Genomic DNA, 14,773 nt, shown 5'->3' with positions numbered 1-14,773 from the left:
GAACCTCCTCGGGAATGCGGGCGAGTAACGAGAGCGACGCCCCCGGGCGACCGGCGCGGCCGCCGGTGGGGCCTCGCGCCCGGCGAGCTAGGAGCTTAGCTGGGGGTCTCGGCGCCTTCGGCGCCCTCGCCGCCGGCCTGCTCGTCGGGACGGGCTGCCAGCGCGCGGCTCCCGCGACGACCGGGCCGGAGCTCGCCCCGTTCGAGATCCGCTTCGAGGAGGTGACAGAGCGCGCCGGCATCCGCTTCCACCACGAGCGTGCCGCCTCCTGGGAGAAGCTCTACGTCGAGACCATGGGCGCCGGGGTGGGTTGGATCGATTTCGACCACGACGGTCTGCTCGACGCCTATTTCGTCAACAGCGGCGCCACTCCCAACTTCCAGCCCGAGGAGCCGCCCCAGCCGGCGCTCTACCGCAACAATGGCGACGGCACGTTCACCGACTTCACCGAGAGAGCGGGACTCCGGGTCGGTCCCGGCTTCTTCTTCTTCGGCGTCGCCGCCGGCGACTACGACGACGACGGCTATCCCGACCTCTATGTGTCGGGCTATCGAGGGTCGCTGCTCTACCACAACAACGGCGACGGCACCTTCACCGACGTCACGACCGAGGCCGGGGTCGGCAACGACAGGGAGTGGACCACCGCCGCCGGCTGGTTCGACTACGACCGCGACGGTCGGCTCGACCTGTTGACCACCGGCTACGTCCAGTACGACATCGACCGCAACGTCGTCTGCGGCGACCCGACCCCCGAGCGGCGCGCCTACTGCCACCCCGACAGCTTCCCCGGCATCTCGCCCCGGCTCTTCCGCAACGACGGGGACGGCGCCTTCACCGACGTCACAATGCGGGCCGGGCTGGTCAACCCGGACGGCAAGAGCCTGGCGGTGGCGCTCGCCGACCTCGACGACGACGGCTGGACCGACATCTTCATCGCCAACGATACCCAGCGCAACTTCGTCTACTTCAACAACGGCGACGGCACCTTCGAGGACGCCAGCTACTTCTCGGGCGCCGGCTTCAGCGAGGACGGCAAGACCGAGGCCGGAATGGGCGCGGGGGCCGCCGACATCGACGACGACGGCGACATCGACCTCTACGTCAGCCATCTCGACGCCGAGCTCAACCGCCTCTACGTCAACGAGGGCGGCCGACTGTTCGTCGACGCCACGATCGTCTCGGGCCTGGGAGCGACCAACATCATGAACTCGAGCTTCGGGGCGCAGTTCCTCGACGCCGACAACGACGGCCGGCGCGACCTGCTGGTGATCAACGGCCACATCATGGACAACATCGCGATCTACCACGCGGGCGTGACCTACGCCGAGGTCAAGAAGCTCTACCGCAACCTCGGGCGGGGCAAGTTCGCCGACGTCAGCGCCGACCAGCCAGCGGCCTTCCTCGCCCCGAGGGTCGGTCGCGGGCTCGCCATCGGCGACTTCGACAACGACGGATACGCCGACTTCCTGGTCAACAACAACGGCGAGCGGGGTCAGCTGTTCCGCAACTCCGGAGCCGGCGGCGGAGGGTGGCTCGGCGTCCGGCTGGTCGGCGACGCCAGCGTGCGGGACGGCACCGGCGCCCGGCTCGAGCTCGCGGCCGGCTCGCGGATCAGCTACGACCAGGCCATCGGCGGCAAGAGCTACTGCTCGGCGCAGGACCTGCGGATCCTCTTCGGCCTCGGCCCGGCTTCGGCGGCCGACCGCCTCGAGATTCGCTGGCCGAGCGGCGGGCGCCAGCGCCTGCTGAACCCGCCCACCGATCGCTATCTGACCGTGGTGGAGGGTAGCTAGACCTCCCGAGCGCCGGCGCCGTTGCTACAATCGCCGCCGCTCTCGCAAGGGTCTTTCTCCACGGCGCGACGCCCGGCCGATCGGGTCGCCGCGCGACGACCCGCATACCGACAGGCGCCCCGACGGAGGTCAGCTTTGCGGCGACGCAGAACAGCAGCGGCAACCCTGGTGGCGATCCTCGCCGCCGCGACACTCGGTTGCACCGACGGCGATCGGTCGGTCGCGGCCGGCGGCGCCGAGTCCGCCGATCTGGTGATCACCAACGCCACGGTGGTGACCATGGACGCCGACTTCCGGGTGATCGAGGGTGGCGCGATCGCGATCGCGGGTTCCCGGATCGCCGCGGTCGGCGGTGCCGAGGTCGCGACCCGCTATGCCGCGAAGGAGACGATCGACGCCGGCGGCGACATCGTCATGCCGGGGATGGTGAACACCCACACCCACGCCTCGATGACCATGTTCCGCGGTCTGGGAGACGACATTCCCGACCGGCTTCGGCGCTTCATCTTTCCGCTCGAAGCGATGGTCGTCGACGCCGACAACGTCTACAAGGGGGCGCTGCTCGGGGCCGTCGAGATGGTGCTCTCCGGCGCCACGACCTTCGTCGACATGTACTACTTCGAAGACGCCGTGGCGCGCGCGGCCAAGGCGGTCGGCATGCGCGCCGTCGTGGGTGAGACGGTGATCGGTTTCCCGGCACCCGACGCGGACGAGGCCTATGGCGGTCTCGCCTACGCGCGGCGCTTTATCGCCGAATGGGCCGACGACGAGCTGGTGACGCCGGCGCTGGCGCCGCATGCCCCCTACACCCTGGACAAAGAGCACCTCGAGGAGGTCGCCGTAGCCGCGCGTGAGCTCGACGTTCCGGTTCTCGTCCACCTCTCGGAGACCCAGGCCGAGATCGACAAGATCGACGAGGAGTTCGGGATGAGCCCGGTCGAGTATCTCGACTCCGTCGGACTCCTCGACGATCGACTGGTGGCGGCGCACTGCATCTTCGTCGACGCCGACGACATCGAGCTACTGCGAGAGCGGAGGGTAGGGGTGAGCCACAACATCGTCTCGAACGTCAAGGCCGGCAAGGGCATCGCGCCGGTGCTCGAGATGCTCGCGGCCGGACTCGACGTGGGTCTCGGCACCGACGGCCCGATGAGCGGCAACACGCTCGACCTGATGGGTCTGCTGGGCTACACCGCCAAGCTCCACAAGCTGGCCAAGCTGGACCGGCGGGTGATGCCGGCTCGAGACGTCGTGATGATGGCGACGATCGGCGGGGCGCGGGCGATCGACATGGACGACCGGATCGGCTCGCTCGAGGCCGGCAAGCTCGCCGACCTCGTCATCGTCGACAAGGACTCGGTCAACATGATCCCGATGTACGACGTCTACGCGGCCCTGGCCTACGCCGCGAGCTCGCACGACGTCCGGACCGTGATCATCCACGGACGCCAGGTGATGCGAGACCGGCGAATGCTCACCGTGGACGTCGAGCAGATCAAGCGCGACGTTCGGGTGCTCACCGACCGGATCGCCGAGGAGGCCGCCAAGCTCTGACGCGGCCAAGGGAGTAGTGTATGAAACGAAGCGCAGTCGTACTCTTGTCGGCTTTGCTGGCCGCGATGGCCGGTAGCTCACCAGCGGTGGGCGAGAAGCTCAAGGTGATCGTCGACCAGGACGCCAGGGGGCCGTGCAGCACCGACATGCAGTCGGTGCTGATGTTCGTTCAATCCCCCGACGTCGAGGTCCTGGGCATCACCATCGTCAGCGGCGATCTGTGGATGGAACAGGAGACCCTCCACACCCTCCGCGCCCTCGAGATCGCGGGACGCACCGACATCCCGGTCTACCGCGGCGCCGTCTTTCCCTTCCTCAACAGCAAGGCGGAGGCCGAGCGCTGGGAGGTGATGTACGGGGAGCATCTCTACAAGGGCGCCTGGAATGACGGCATGCCGGGCCCCTACGAGCGGGTGCCGCTGCCCGAGGGCGAGCCCACCACCGAGCCGGCGACCGGCCACGCCGCCAACTTCATGGTCGAGGCGGTCAACGAGCATCCGGGAGAGGTGGTGATCTGGGGCGGCGGGCCGCTGACCAACATCGCCATGGCCCTGATGCTGGACCCCGAGCTTCCGGCCAAGGCCAAGGAGCTCGTCCTGATGGGCGGCGGTATCGACAAGGCGGAGTACCAGAAGGAGTTCAACTGGATGTGGGACCCGGAGGCCGCGCGGATGGTGCTGCGTGCCCCGTGGAAGAAGATCACCATCACGCCGGTGGACATCTCGGTCAAGACCCGCCACAGCGAGGAGCTGGTCGCGCGCATCGGGCAGTCGCCGAACCCGATCGCCCAGTACATCAAGGAGTTCCATCGTACTTCCCCACCCGACGCCGATCCCGACTGGGTGCCGTGGATCTTCATGTGGGACGAGATCAGCGTCGCGGCGCTACTCGATCCGACGTTGATCACCGAGCAGCGCGAGATGTACGTCGATGTCGACATCGACCACGGCATCAACTACGGCTACACCCTGGCCTGGGAGCTCGATCAGCAGCACCCGCCGGACCTGCGCAAGGCCTGGGTGCAGTTCGACCTCGATCTGGAGCGCTTCTACGACCTCTACGCCGACCTGATGATGCGTCAGGCGACCCCGGAGTGAGCTCGCTGGATCCGCCCGCCGGCCGGGGCTCTTCGCGACGCTCCTTCCTGGCCCGGGCCGCCCTCCTCGCGCCGCCCGCCGCCACAAGATGATCCTCGACGTCGACATCGGCATCGACGACGCCTTCGCGGTGCTGCTGGCCCACTACTCCCCCGCCATCGACCTGCTCGGCATCACCACCGTCTTCGGCAACGCCGACATCGACCAGGGGACCCGCAACGCCCTCTACCTCAAGCAGAAGTTCGACATTCCGGCACAGGTCTATCGCGGAGCGGCAGCCCCCCTCCATCACCCGGCGCCCCAGCCCCCGGCCTTCGTCCACGGCGCCGACGGCCTGGGGGACGTAGAGGAGGCGATCGCGCCGACGGTCACCGAGGCGTCGCTCTCCGCCCCCGAGTACCTGGCGCGGACGATCGCCGCCCATCCGGGCGAGATCGCCGTCGTCGCGGTCGGACCGGCGACCAACCTGCTGCTCGCCCAGCTGATCCGGCCGAGCATCGTGGAAGAGGTGGGGCGGGTCGTGATCATGGGTGGCGCGGTCGGCTTCGCCGGCGAGCGCGGCAACAAGACCACCGTCGGCGAGGCCAACGCGTGGAACGATCCCCATGCCCTGGACAGCGTGTTCCGCTTCGACTGGCCGGTCACCATGGTGGGTCTCGACGTGACCTACGACGAGGAAGGCTCGATGGACGCCGAGTACCTCGAGCGTCTGCGCGAGAACGGGGGCCGGGCCGGCGCGTTTCTCGAGCGCATCAACCGCCAGTACGCCAGGTTCTACCAGCAGAGCCGGGGTCGGCCGGTCACCTACCAGCACGACTCGATCGCCGTCGCCAACGTCATCGCGCCGCAGCTGTTCGAGACCCGTCGCGGCCGGGTCCGGGTGATCACCGACGGGGCGGCGCGCAGGCAGACCGTGTTCTCCCCCGAGGGCCACCACACGTCGAGGCGGCCCGAGTCCCGCGAAGACTCTGTAGTGTCCCCAACGGGATTCGAACCCGTGTTGCCAGCTTGAAAGGCTGGAGTCCTGACCTGGCTAGACGACGGGGACGCGGATTCGGGCCGTGGCTGCGGTGCCGACCGCTGTCGAGCCGCGGAGTATACCCGTAACGGGAGGCGCCGCTTGCAGGATCGCGCCCCGGGCATCGGTCGGAGCCGCTTCCCGCCAGGCTACGGTTCGTGTTGACGATCGGCACACAATCGGCGACAATAGGCGCCGATCGGTATGGCCCGTTGTCTCTGGGATCCTGCGAAGAACAGACGCCTGATCGCCGAGCGCGGGGTCAGCTTCGAGGAGGTGGCGACCCTGATCGAATCGGGTGCGTTGGTTGACGTCTTCGATCATCCGGATCCGGAGCGGTCCCACCAGCGGATCGCGGTTATCGAGATCGGTGAGTACGCCTACCTAGTTCCCTACGTCGAGACGGAAGCGGGTGACTTCTTCCTCAAGACGATCATCCCGAGTCGGAAGGCGACGAAGAAGTACCTGAGGGAGAGTTGACCAGCAATGGCCGAACGCACGACGAAGCTCGATTCAGCAGCGCTCGATCCTGAAGAGCGCGAGATCTTGAGAGCCTACGAGGAAGGCCGCCTCCGACTAGCTTCGGGCTCGTCCCGGGAAGCCGACAGGCTAGTGTCCGCGGCCCGCGAGACGCTCCGCAAGGACAAGCGAATCAACATCCGGTTGCCGAGCCACGACCTGGTCGAGATCAAGAGGTTGGCGGCTCGTGAGGGAGTTCCGTACCAGACTCTCATCTCCAGCATCCTTCACAAGTACGCCACCGGGGAGCTTGGGTAGCCGAAGCGGCTCGCATGATGAGAAGAGCCTCCCAGCCCTCGTTCTCCGTGGCCTTGCTTCTGTCGGGAGTGTTCCTGGCGAGCTGCACGCAGGCGCCACGTCCGTTGGTCTTGGGCGAAGGCGAGGTGGTCGTGCTCGCCGGCGGCACGGACATGGTGCATCTGCAGCGGGCGGGCTTTCTCGAGACCATTCTGACCGACGCCTTTGCTGACGTTCATCCCACGTTCCGTGACCTCTCCTGGGAGGCGGACACCGTCTTCCGGCAAGGCTCCGCGCTGGAGCGCTGGCGCGAAGACGGCTTCGGCGATTGGGACGCTCAGCTCGAACGGGTCGGCACGTCGGTTGTCGTTGCGCAATACGGCAAGGCCGAATCGATGACGGGAGTCGAAGGGCTCGAGTCGTTCAAGTCGGCATACAACGCGCTGATCGACGGATTCCTGAAGCATGCCGACCGGGTCGTGCTCGTGTCCCCGACGCCCTTCGAGAAGCCGGCGAGCGAGTTCCTGCCGGATCTTTCGCATCACAATCGGTCTCTCGCGCGGTACGTGCGGGCAACGAAGAAGATCGCTGCGGAGCGCGGCCTCCTCTTCGTCGATCTCTTTTCGGATGCAACGCCGGGCCTGACGGAAAACGGCATGCATCTCACGGAGGAGTCGCTACGGCACGTCTCGGAGACGATTGCGCAGAAGCTCGGCTTCGAGGTCCCGTCATGGGACCGTTTGGCCACGCTTCATGCGGCGGTGGTCGAGAAGCAGCGCCTGTGGTTCGACTACTGGCGTCCCGCCAACTGGAAGCTGCTCTACGGCGACGACTCGACGCGGCGCTTCACCAGGTCGAGCCACGGCTATCTCTCCTTTCGCGAGGAATGGCAGCAGCTTGTCGGCCTGATCGACAAGGCCGAAGAGCGGGTCTGGACCGTGGCCAATGGCGGCCAGGACCCGGGGCATCAGCGGCCCGAACCGGAAGTGCTCTTCGCCCACCCGGCCGCGGAAATCGAGGCGGAGCTCGCTTCGTTCACCGTGCCGGACGGCATGAAGGTCAATCTCTTCGCGTCGGAGGCCGACGGCCTCACGAACCCGCTGGCGATTCGCTGGGACACGGCCGGCCGCGCGTACGTGACCGTCACGACGACGTATCCGCATGTCTTCCCCGGGGATGTCCCGAACGACAAGATCATCGTGCTGGAGGATGCCGACCACGACGGTGTCGCGGAGAGCTCGACGGTCTTCGCGGAAGGGCTGAACATTCCGACGGCGATTGAACTGGGCGACGGCGGCGTCTACGTTGGACAGGGTAGTGAGATTCTCTTTCTAGAAGACACCGATGGCGATGGAAGAGCGGATACGCGGCGCGTCCTGCTCAGCGGATTCGGAACGGGCGATACGCACCAGGCGGTCAACTCCTTCATCTGGAGTCCCGGCGGTGAGCTGTACATGGGGCAGGGCGACGGCATCGAGTCGCGGGTCGAAACTCCCTGGGGCTCCGCCGATCTGTACCAATCCGGGTTCTTCCGTCTGCGTCCGCGCCTGCTCCAGATGCACTCTCTTCTGTACGACTTCATGGGCCCCGGCAATCCCTGGGGCATTGCGTTCGGTGAATGGGGACAGATCTTCAGCGTCGACGGCGCGGGCGGCGTAACGCATCTTTCCCTCGGCCAGATCCCGACCACTCACCGGCGCCGCCTCGACACGATCGGCGAGCCCGGCGGCTACGCCGGTATCGGCTATCTCGACGGTCGCCACCTTCCGCCGGAGTACCGGGGCCAGTTCGCGATCGGCGACTACCAGGCGAATCGCGTGAAGCGGTTTTCCGTCGCGGCCGACGGTTCAGGGGCAACTCTGAAGTGGGAAGAACCGCTCATCCACTCGAGCCACCGGAACTTCCGTCCGATCGACGTGAAGGTCGGGCCCGACGGCGCCGTCTACGTGGTCGACTGGTACAACCCGATCATCTGCCACCAGGACGACGAGTACCGTGATCCGTCGCGCGACAAGGCGCATGGCCGGATTTGGCGGATCACTGCTACCTCGGCGCCCCTTGTGAAGGCTCCGAAGCTGCTCGACGCGCCGCTGGACGAGGTCGTCGCCGCCCTCGAGGCGCCGGAGAGCTGGACGCGCTATCAGGTGAAGCGTGAGCTCACCCGCCGCGACACGGAGAAGGTCGCGACGGCTCTCGGAGCGTGGGTCGCGAGCCTGGATCCGGAAGCCGCGGACCACGAGCGCCACCTCTACGAGGCGGTCGGCGCTTACGCCACGATCGAGGTCCCCGCGCCGGCGGTCCTGGCGAAGTTACTGGAGGCGGAGAAGCCGGGCGGACGCGCTTTCGCTTCGCGCATCGTGGGCCGATGGCACGATCGCCTGGAGGATCCGCTGGCGCTCCTTGTCAGGCGCGTGGAAGACGACGACGCGCAGGTGCGGATGGAGGCGGTTGCCGCGGCTGCCGCGATTCCGCAGCCGGAGTCCATCACCGTCGTCGCGCGCGCCGTGGACCGCCCGATGGACGACTCGATGGAGTACGTCTTCTCGCAGGCGATCCAGCACCTCAAGCCGCACTGGGAAGCGGCGCACGAGCGCGGAGACCTCCACTTCGCCGAGTCGGCCCATCTCGCCGAGGTGCTCAACCGCGCGGGGGGAAGGGAGCGAATCGCGGATCTGCGCAGCATCGCGTTGTCCTACCACCTGGACGAAGACACGCGTCTGAGCGCGATCGAGAATCTCCTGGCGGTCGGTGGAAAGGAAGAGATCGAGGAGTTCGTCCTCATGCCGGATCGCTATGTGAGCGGCGGGAGGTACGACGCCGACGCACATGCACGGATCCTGGCCGCCGCCGTCAGGGCGACGCGAACCGGAAGTCTCGAGCCGCACGATCAGCCCTGGGGTCTGGCGAAGATGATGGCGCACCCGAGTCTCGAACTCCGCGCCAATGCCGCTACCCTGGCCGGGGTCTGGCGGGCCGGGGACACGCGGGAGAGTCTGTTCGCGATGGCCAGGGACGACTCGTTGCCTACGTTCGTGCGGGCCGCCGCGTTCGGCGCGTTGGCAGGCCTCGGGGCCGAGGGCGGGAAAGAACTGCTCGCGGCCCATGCCGACGCACCGCACGCGCCCACGCTGCGGGTGTCGGCGATCGAAGCGCTCGTCGTCCTCGACGCGAGAGCGGCGGCGAAGTCTGCGGTCAGACTGTTCGGGGAACCTGGCTTGGACAACGCCACCGCCACCCGGGCTCTCGTCGCGTTCCTCAACCGCGAGGGCGGCGTGCCGGCGCTGACCGCGGCGATCGAGTCGGGTGGCCTCGGGCACGACGCCGCGAAGTCGCTGCTCCGTTCCTTCTATGCGAGCGGTCGTTACGACAGTGTCCTACTGGCCGCGCTCAACGCCGCGAGCGGAGCGGACTCACTCGAGCTCGACTACGACGCCGGCCTGGTGAAGAGCCTTGCGGAGTTCGCGACGGAGCGGGGTGATGCCGAGAGGGGCGCCGTGCTCTTCGTCGACTTCGGCTGTGACTCCTGCCACCAGGTCGGCGAGGAGGGAGGCGCTATCGGGCCGAGCCTGACCGCGGTCGGCACGACTCTGACGGCCGAACGGATCATCGAAGAGACGCTGTGGCCGAATCGTGAGATCAAGGAAGGATTCACCGCACTGGAGATCACGACCCGCGACTCCGCGATCTACCAGGGGTACAAGCGCTGGACGCAGGAGAGTTCAACGACCGGCGATCTCGTGATCCAGGACCTCGCCACGGGGGAACTGGTCACGATCAAGGCGGAAGAGATCGAGGAAGTTCGTGAGACGGGAAGCCCGATGCCCACCGGCCTGACGTCGTTGCTGTCACAGGCCCAGCTCCTGGACCTCTTCAAGTACGTCACGACGCTGGGAACGAGGAGTTAGCGTGGCAGGAGGTCCAGAAGCCGGCGCTTTCGCGCCGGATGCCGGCGGTGACGCCGGCGCACCCAGTTTCCTGCCGCGCAAGCTCCTGGCACAGGTGAAGAAGAAGATGTTGAGAGTTGTCATTGCCGTGGTTGTCCTCCTACCCGCCACCGCGTGGGCCGCGACGGCGCAAGAGCAGGAGGACGCGGGCTTCGTCCCCATGTTCGACGGCGAAACGCTGGACCGTTGGCACGCGGTGCCGGCCGACTCCATCGCCGACTGGTCCGTCGAAGACGGCATGATCGTCGGCGAGGGCAGCGTGGACCGTCTCGTCTATCTCGTCTACGACGATGTCGAGCTGACGGACTTCGAGCTGGAGGCAAGCTACCGCTTTCCCGGCCACGGCAACAGCGGAATCCAGATCCACGCCGTGAAGGACCCGAGCGGCAAGCGGCCGTTCGTGGGCTACCACGCGGATCTCGGCCACCTGGGTATCGGGCCGCACATTCTCGGCGCGTGGGACTTCCACTTCGTCGCGCGCGAAGAGTACGCGTGCTTCCGCGGAACGAGCCTGGTGATCGATCCGGACGGAACGACGCACACCACCGAGATCGAGGACGCCGTGAGGGAGAGCGACATCACGCGTGGTGGCTGGAACAGGGTCCGCGTCGTCGCCAGGGGACGGCACTACCAGTTCTTCATCAACGGGAAGCTCGCCTCCGAGTTCACCGACAACTCGAAGGAAGAACGCCTGGACAAGGGCGCCATCGGCCTGCAGATCCACGACGCGGGGATGCGCGTCGAGTTCAAGGACCTTCTGCTGAAGAAGACCGGTTCCGGGAAGTAACCCGGCAGTCGTCGTCGAGGACTAAGCCGCTAGGCGACGGGGCGGTCACCCACGATCGAGACCCTCTCGCCGAAGCGTGACTGCGGGTAGTAGTCCCACACGGCGTGATGCTGGGTGCAGCGGTTGTCCCAGAGGGTGAGGGTGTTGGGCTCCCAGCGCACGCGACAGGTCAGGGAGACGGTGGTGGCGATGTGCCTGAACAGCATGTCGAGCAGGCCCCGGCTCTCCCATCGACGCATGTGGCGGATGTGCGAGGTGAAACCGCTGTTGACGAACAGGGCCTTGCGGTCCGTCTCGGGATGGCGGATCACCACCGGGTGCTCGGTCCTTGGGTACGTCTTTCCCTCGGGAGGTGCGTAGGCGTACTTTCCGATGTAGGGCAGTGCACCGTCGTGAACCGCCACTAGGCCCTCGAGGAAGTTCTGCATCCGCTCCGAAAGCGTCTCGTAGGCACGGTACATGTCGGCGAAGAGCGTGTCGCCGCCTGAGCCGCACTCGGGAATCTCCTTGATGTAGAGCATCGACGCCATCGGCGGTTTCTCGTCGCACGAGACGTCGGTGTGCCAGCCGTCACCCGACGTGTGCTTCGACTTCTGGGTGGTCTTGATGACGAGGATCTCCGGGTCGTGCCCGCCCTGGTACTCGGCGCTCGTGTGCAAGGGGTGGACGTGCAGCGGGCCGAAGGTCCGGCCGAAGTCCTTGTGTTGCTCGCGGGTGAGTTCCTGGTCGCGGAAGACGAGCACCTGCCAGTCCAGCCAGGCCCGTCTGATCTCGTCCTGCTGGGACTGTGAGAGCGGCCGGGACAGGTCGACTCCCTCGATCTCCGCGCCGATGTGAGGGGTCAGGGGTCGGATCCCGATGGGGGCTGCGGCGGGCCCCACGTCGGGGCGCGTCTCGAAAGCTGCTTGTACGGTCATGATGCCGGTCATTCTGGCATACGATCCGCCGGCCACCGATGGAGGAAGGACGATGAAACCAGTTTGCTTTGTCATGGGCGCCGGCGCCGGAATCGGCGGTACCGCGGGCAGGAGGTTTGCTCGCGAGGGGTACCACGCGGTTCTCTGCCGCCGGAGCGACGAAGACGGGCTGAACGCCCTGGTCGCCGGCATTCACGAGGAGGGAGGCGAGGCGACCGGCTTTCTCCTGAACGCTGTCAAGGAGAACGCCATCGAGGATCAGATCGTCCACGTGGAGGAGGAGATCGGGCCGATCGAAGTGCTGATCTACAACCTCGGCGCCCAGATCGGCAACCGGGACCTCACCGATACCAGCTACAAGGCCTTCGAACTCGGTTGGCGCATGGCGACGTTCGGGCTCTTCCGCACGGCCTCCGCGCTCTGCCCGCGGATGGTCGAGCGTGGCCATGGAACGCTCATCGTCACCTCCGCCACGGCCGCGGCCCGCGGCAACGCCGGGCAGCACTCGCACGCGGCCGCGATGGGGGGCCGCCGCATGCTCTGCCAGACGCTGAACGCCGAGTTCGCCCCAAAGGGCATTCATGTGGCTCATGTGCTTGTGGATGGAACGGTCGACGCACCGGACACGCTGGGCAAGATGCTTGGGCCCGAGCGCTTCGAAGCCCTCCGAAGCACGAAGGGAGCGGCCGACGGCCTCATCCTGCCCGAGCAGGTGGCGGAGACCTACGTCCATCTCGTCCGGCAGCATCGATCGACGTGGACTTTCGAGCTAGACGTGCGTGCGTACAACGACAAGCCCTGGTGGAACTGATTGGTGACGGTCATCGCCGTCGCCGCGACGCTGCTTCTCGCCGCCGTCGGCGCCGGCGAGAGTGTCGACTGGCCGCGCTTCGGCAACGATGGCGGCAACAGCAAGTACTCGCCTCTCGACCAGATCGACGCCGACAACTTCGACCAGGTCGAAGTTGTCTGGACCTGGGAATCGGTCGACGCGCGACTCACGGAACGGCTTGAAGCCGCGCAGAAAGGCGGTGAAGAGGCCGCTGATCGGGAGGACGCGTTCGCCGTCATTCTTGCCGGGGAGGCCGGACTGCCCACGCGGGTTCGCCCGGGACCCTTCAAGGCCGTTCCGGTCGTGATCGACGGGCGCATGTACGTGAGCACCGCTCTCGGACAGGTTGCGGCCATCGACGCGGCCTCCGGCGAGCCGCTGTGGAGCTACGATCCCCAGAGTTGGGAGGCCGGGCGGCCGGCGAACATGGGCTTTCAGCATCGGGGCGTGGCCTACTGGCAACGCGGCGGCAAGAAGCGCGTGTTGATGCCGACCCACGACCGCCGCCTGCTCTCGCTCGACGCCATGACCGGCAAGCCGGACCCCGACTTCGGCAGTTACGGCGCGGTGGATATGACCAGGGATCTCGGTCGCGAGGTCACCGAGTCGAGGACGACCCACAGCTCGCCGCCCTCGGTGTGTCGTGACGTCGTGATCGTCGGCTCGATCGTGTCCGATGCTCCAACCCGCAAGGAAGCGCCCCCCGGGCATGTGCGCGCCTACCATGTCGAGAGTGGCGAGGTGGCCTGGGTTTTCCACACGATCCCCCAGCCGGGTGAAGAAGGCCACGAGACGTGGGAGGACGGTTCGTGGGAGTACACGGGAGGCACCAACGTCTGGTCGATGATCACGGTGGACGAAGAGCTCGGCCTCGCCTACCTGCCGATCTCGACACCGACCAACGACCTCTATGGCGGTCACCGGCTGGGCGACAACCTGTTCGCCGAGAGCCTGGTGGCTGTGGATTGCGAGACCGGAGAGAAGCGCTGGCACTTCCAGATGGTGCACCACGGCTTGTGGGACTACGATCTGCCGACGGCGCCCACGCGGATCGATGTGAAGGTCGGAGACAAGCTGGTCAAGGCGGTGGCGCAGCCGACGAAACAGGCCTTCCTCTTCGTCTTCGACGCCGAGACCGGCGAGCCGTTGTGGCCGATCGAAGAGAAGCCGGTGCCGACAGAGGCGGCGCCGGGAGATCGCGCTTCACCGACCCAGCCGTTCCCCACCAGGCCGGCGGCCTACGACCGCCAGGGGATCACCGAGGACGATCTCATCGACTTCTCGCCGGAGCTTCGTCGAGAGGCACTGGAGATCGCGGCCGACTACGAGCTGGTACCGCTCTACACGCCCCCGCGTCTGGAGGGCGACGGCAAACCGACGATTCAGCTCCCGGCCGACGGCGGGGGGACCAACTGGACCGGCGCCGCCGTCGACCCGGAGAACGGCCTGATCTACGTACCGTCCCACACACGGCCGGTTACCGTGTCACTGACCACGCCGGATCCCAATCGCTCGAACATGCGCTACACGCCGAGGCGCTGGTTCGACGGCATCCGGGGTCCTCGTGGCCTGCCGCTGGTGAAACCGCCCTACAGCCGCATCACCGCCATCGATCTCGTCACCGGCGAGCATGCCTGGGTGGCGGCGCACGGCGAGGGGCCGCGCAACCACCCCGCGCTCCGGGAGCTCGGTCTCGGTCGACTCGGCAGGCCCGGCAGAGCGGCGCCGCTGGTCACCAGGACCCTGCTCTTCGTGACTCAGAGTGCGGAGAACACGACCGGCGGCAGCCCGCGGACACCAGATCGACCGCCCGAGATCAGCGTGTATGACAAGAAGAGCGGCGCCTACCTCGGCGGCATCGAGCTCCCGGACTCGCCCAACTCGAACCTCATTACCTACCAGGTAGATGGCCGGCAGTATCTCGCCGTCAGCGTGGGTGGAGGGCGCCCGATGATCGGCGGCGGGGGAACCCAGGCCCGGGTCCTCGCCCTGGCGCTCCGCTCGCCGGGAGGATTGTGATCTAGACCGGCGTCGCAGGGCCTCGCCCTAGGTGTGCGATTGGGAGGCGCTGGTGG

At 67.0% G+C, this 14,773-nt stretch carries 11 protein-coding genes and 1 tRNA gene; 9 read left to right on the top strand and 3 right to left on the bottom strand.

Annotated elements, in window-relative coordinates:
• Positions 1-14 precede the first annotated feature (14 nt).
• The 3 genes from OXG83_10055 to OXG83_10045 all read left to right on the top strand — a co-directional run bounded on the left by OXG83_10055 (position 15) and on the right by OXG83_10045 (position 4,444).
• Positions 15-1,793 carry a CRTAC1 family protein gene (locus tag OXG83_10055; GenBank protein MCY3965373.1) on the top strand — a complete coding sequence of 593 codons (1,779 nt, stop codon included), beginning with the start codon at positions 15-17 and terminating at the stop codon, positions 1,791-1,793.
• A gap of 135 nt (positions 1,794-1,928) precedes the next feature.
• Positions 1,929-3,347, top strand: a complete 1,419-nt coding sequence (locus tag OXG83_10050; protein ID MCY3965372.1) for an amidohydrolase — start codon at positions 1,929-1,931, stop codon at positions 3,345-3,347.
• A gap of 20 nt (positions 3,348-3,367) precedes the next feature.
• Positions 3,368-4,444 carry a nucleoside hydrolase gene (locus OXG83_10045; GenBank protein ID MCY3965371.1) on the top strand — a complete coding sequence of 359 codons (1,077 nt, stop codon included), beginning with the start codon at positions 3,368-3,370 and terminating at the stop codon, positions 4,442-4,444.
• Positions 4,445-4,732: 288 nt separating this feature from the next.
• Here OXG83_10045 and OXG83_10040 read toward each other — a convergent pair whose 3' ends face one another.
• The gene (locus OXG83_10040; GenBank protein ID MCY3965370.1) at positions 4,733-4,972 is read right to left on the bottom strand and encodes a hypothetical protein; all 240 of its coding nucleotides are present in this window, start codon (positions 4,970-4,972) and stop codon (positions 4,733-4,735) included.
• A gap of 446 nt (positions 4,973-5,418) precedes the next feature.
• Positions 5,419-5,492 (bottom strand) — tRNA-Glu (locus tag OXG83_10035).
• A gap of 174 nt (positions 5,493-5,666) precedes the next feature.
• Here OXG83_10035 and OXG83_10030 point away from each other — a divergent pair.
• From OXG83_10030 to OXG83_10015, 4 genes are read left to right on the top strand one after another with little or no spacing between them, the layout of a single operon-like run.
• Positions 5,667-5,942: a BrnT family toxin gene (locus OXG83_10030; protein ID MCY3965369.1), complete on the top strand. Its 276-nt coding sequence runs from the start codon at positions 5,667-5,669 to the stop codon at positions 5,940-5,942.
• A gap of 6 nt (positions 5,943-5,948) precedes the next feature.
• Positions 5,949-6,239 carry a CopG family antitoxin gene (locus OXG83_10025; GenBank protein ID MCY3965368.1) on the top strand — a complete coding sequence of 97 codons (291 nt, stop codon included), beginning with the start codon at positions 5,949-5,951 and terminating at the stop codon, positions 6,237-6,239.
• A gap of 14 nt (positions 6,240-6,253) precedes the next feature.
• The gene (locus OXG83_10020) at positions 6,254-10,123 is read left to right on the top strand and encodes a HEAT repeat domain-containing protein (GenBank protein MCY3965367.1); all 3,870 of its coding nucleotides are present in this window, start codon (positions 6,254-6,256) and stop codon (positions 10,121-10,123) included.
• 1 nt (position 10,124) lies between these two features.
• Complete coding sequence (locus tag OXG83_10015; GenBank protein MCY3965366.1) at positions 10,125-10,949, top strand: DUF1080 domain-containing protein; 825 nt, start codon at positions 10,125-10,127, stop codon at positions 10,947-10,949.
• A gap of 29 nt (positions 10,950-10,978) precedes the next feature.
• Here the strand turns inward: OXG83_10015 and OXG83_10010 are convergent, their stop codons facing one another.
• Positions 10,979-11,866 (bottom strand): TauD/TfdA family dioxygenase, encoded by an 888-nt coding sequence (locus tag OXG83_10010; GenBank protein MCY3965365.1) that lies wholly within the window; start codon positions 11,864-11,866, stop codon positions 10,979-10,981.
• A gap of 52 nt (positions 11,867-11,918) precedes the next feature.
• Between OXG83_10010 and OXG83_10005 the strand changes: the two genes are divergently transcribed.
• Together OXG83_10005 and OXG83_10000 are read left to right on the top strand one after the other, a co-directional pair.
• Complete coding sequence (locus OXG83_10005; GenBank protein MCY3965364.1) at positions 11,919-12,677, top strand: SDR family NAD(P)-dependent oxidoreductase; 759 nt, start codon at positions 11,919-11,921, stop codon at positions 12,675-12,677.
• A 3-nt stretch (positions 12,678-12,680) separates the two neighbouring features.
• Complete coding sequence (locus OXG83_10000) at positions 12,681-14,717, top strand: PQQ-binding-like beta-propeller repeat protein (protein ID MCY3965363.1); 2,037 nt, start codon at positions 12,681-12,683, stop codon at positions 14,715-14,717.
• Positions 14,718-14,773 lie beyond the last annotated feature (56 nt).

The sequence above is a fragment of the Acidobacteriota bacterium genome, from assembly GCA_026707545.1.
Lineage (GTDB): Bacteria > Acidobacteriota > Thermoanaerobaculia > Multivoradales > Multivoraceae > Multivorans.
This window is presented reverse-complemented; position numbering and strand designations above follow the sequence as displayed.

Excerpts from the sequence above, each read along its gene's own strand:
- OXG83_10005 (MCY3965364.1), top strand. The coding sequence starts at position 11,919 with ATGAAACCAGTTTGCTTTGTCATGGGCGCCGGCGCCGGAATCGGCGGT.
- OXG83_10030 (MCY3965369.1), top strand. The coding sequence starts at position 5,667 with ATGGCCCGTTGTCTCTGGGATCCTGCGAAGAACAGACGCCTGATCGCC.
- OXG83_10020 (MCY3965367.1), top strand. The coding sequence starts at position 6,254 with ATGATGAGAAGAGCCTCCCAGCCCTCGTTCTCCGTGGCCTTGCTTCTG.
- OXG83_10055 (MCY3965373.1), top strand. The coding sequence starts at position 15 with ATGCGGGCGAGTAACGAGAGCGACGCCCCCGGGCGACCGGCGCGGCCG.
- OXG83_10040 (MCY3965370.1), bottom strand. The coding sequence starts at position 4,972 with ATGATCACGACCCGCCCCACCTCTTCCACGATGCTCGGCCGGATCAGC.
- OXG83_10010 (MCY3965365.1), bottom strand. The coding sequence starts at position 11,866 with ATGACCGTACAAGCAGCTTTCGAGACGCGCCCCGACGTGGGGCCCGCC.
- OXG83_10025 (MCY3965368.1), top strand. The coding sequence starts at position 5,949 with ATGGCCGAACGCACGACGAAGCTCGATTCAGCAGCGCTCGATCCTGAA.
- OXG83_10045 (MCY3965371.1), top strand. The coding sequence starts at position 3,368 with ATGAAACGAAGCGCAGTCGTACTCTTGTCGGCTTTGCTGGCCGCGATG.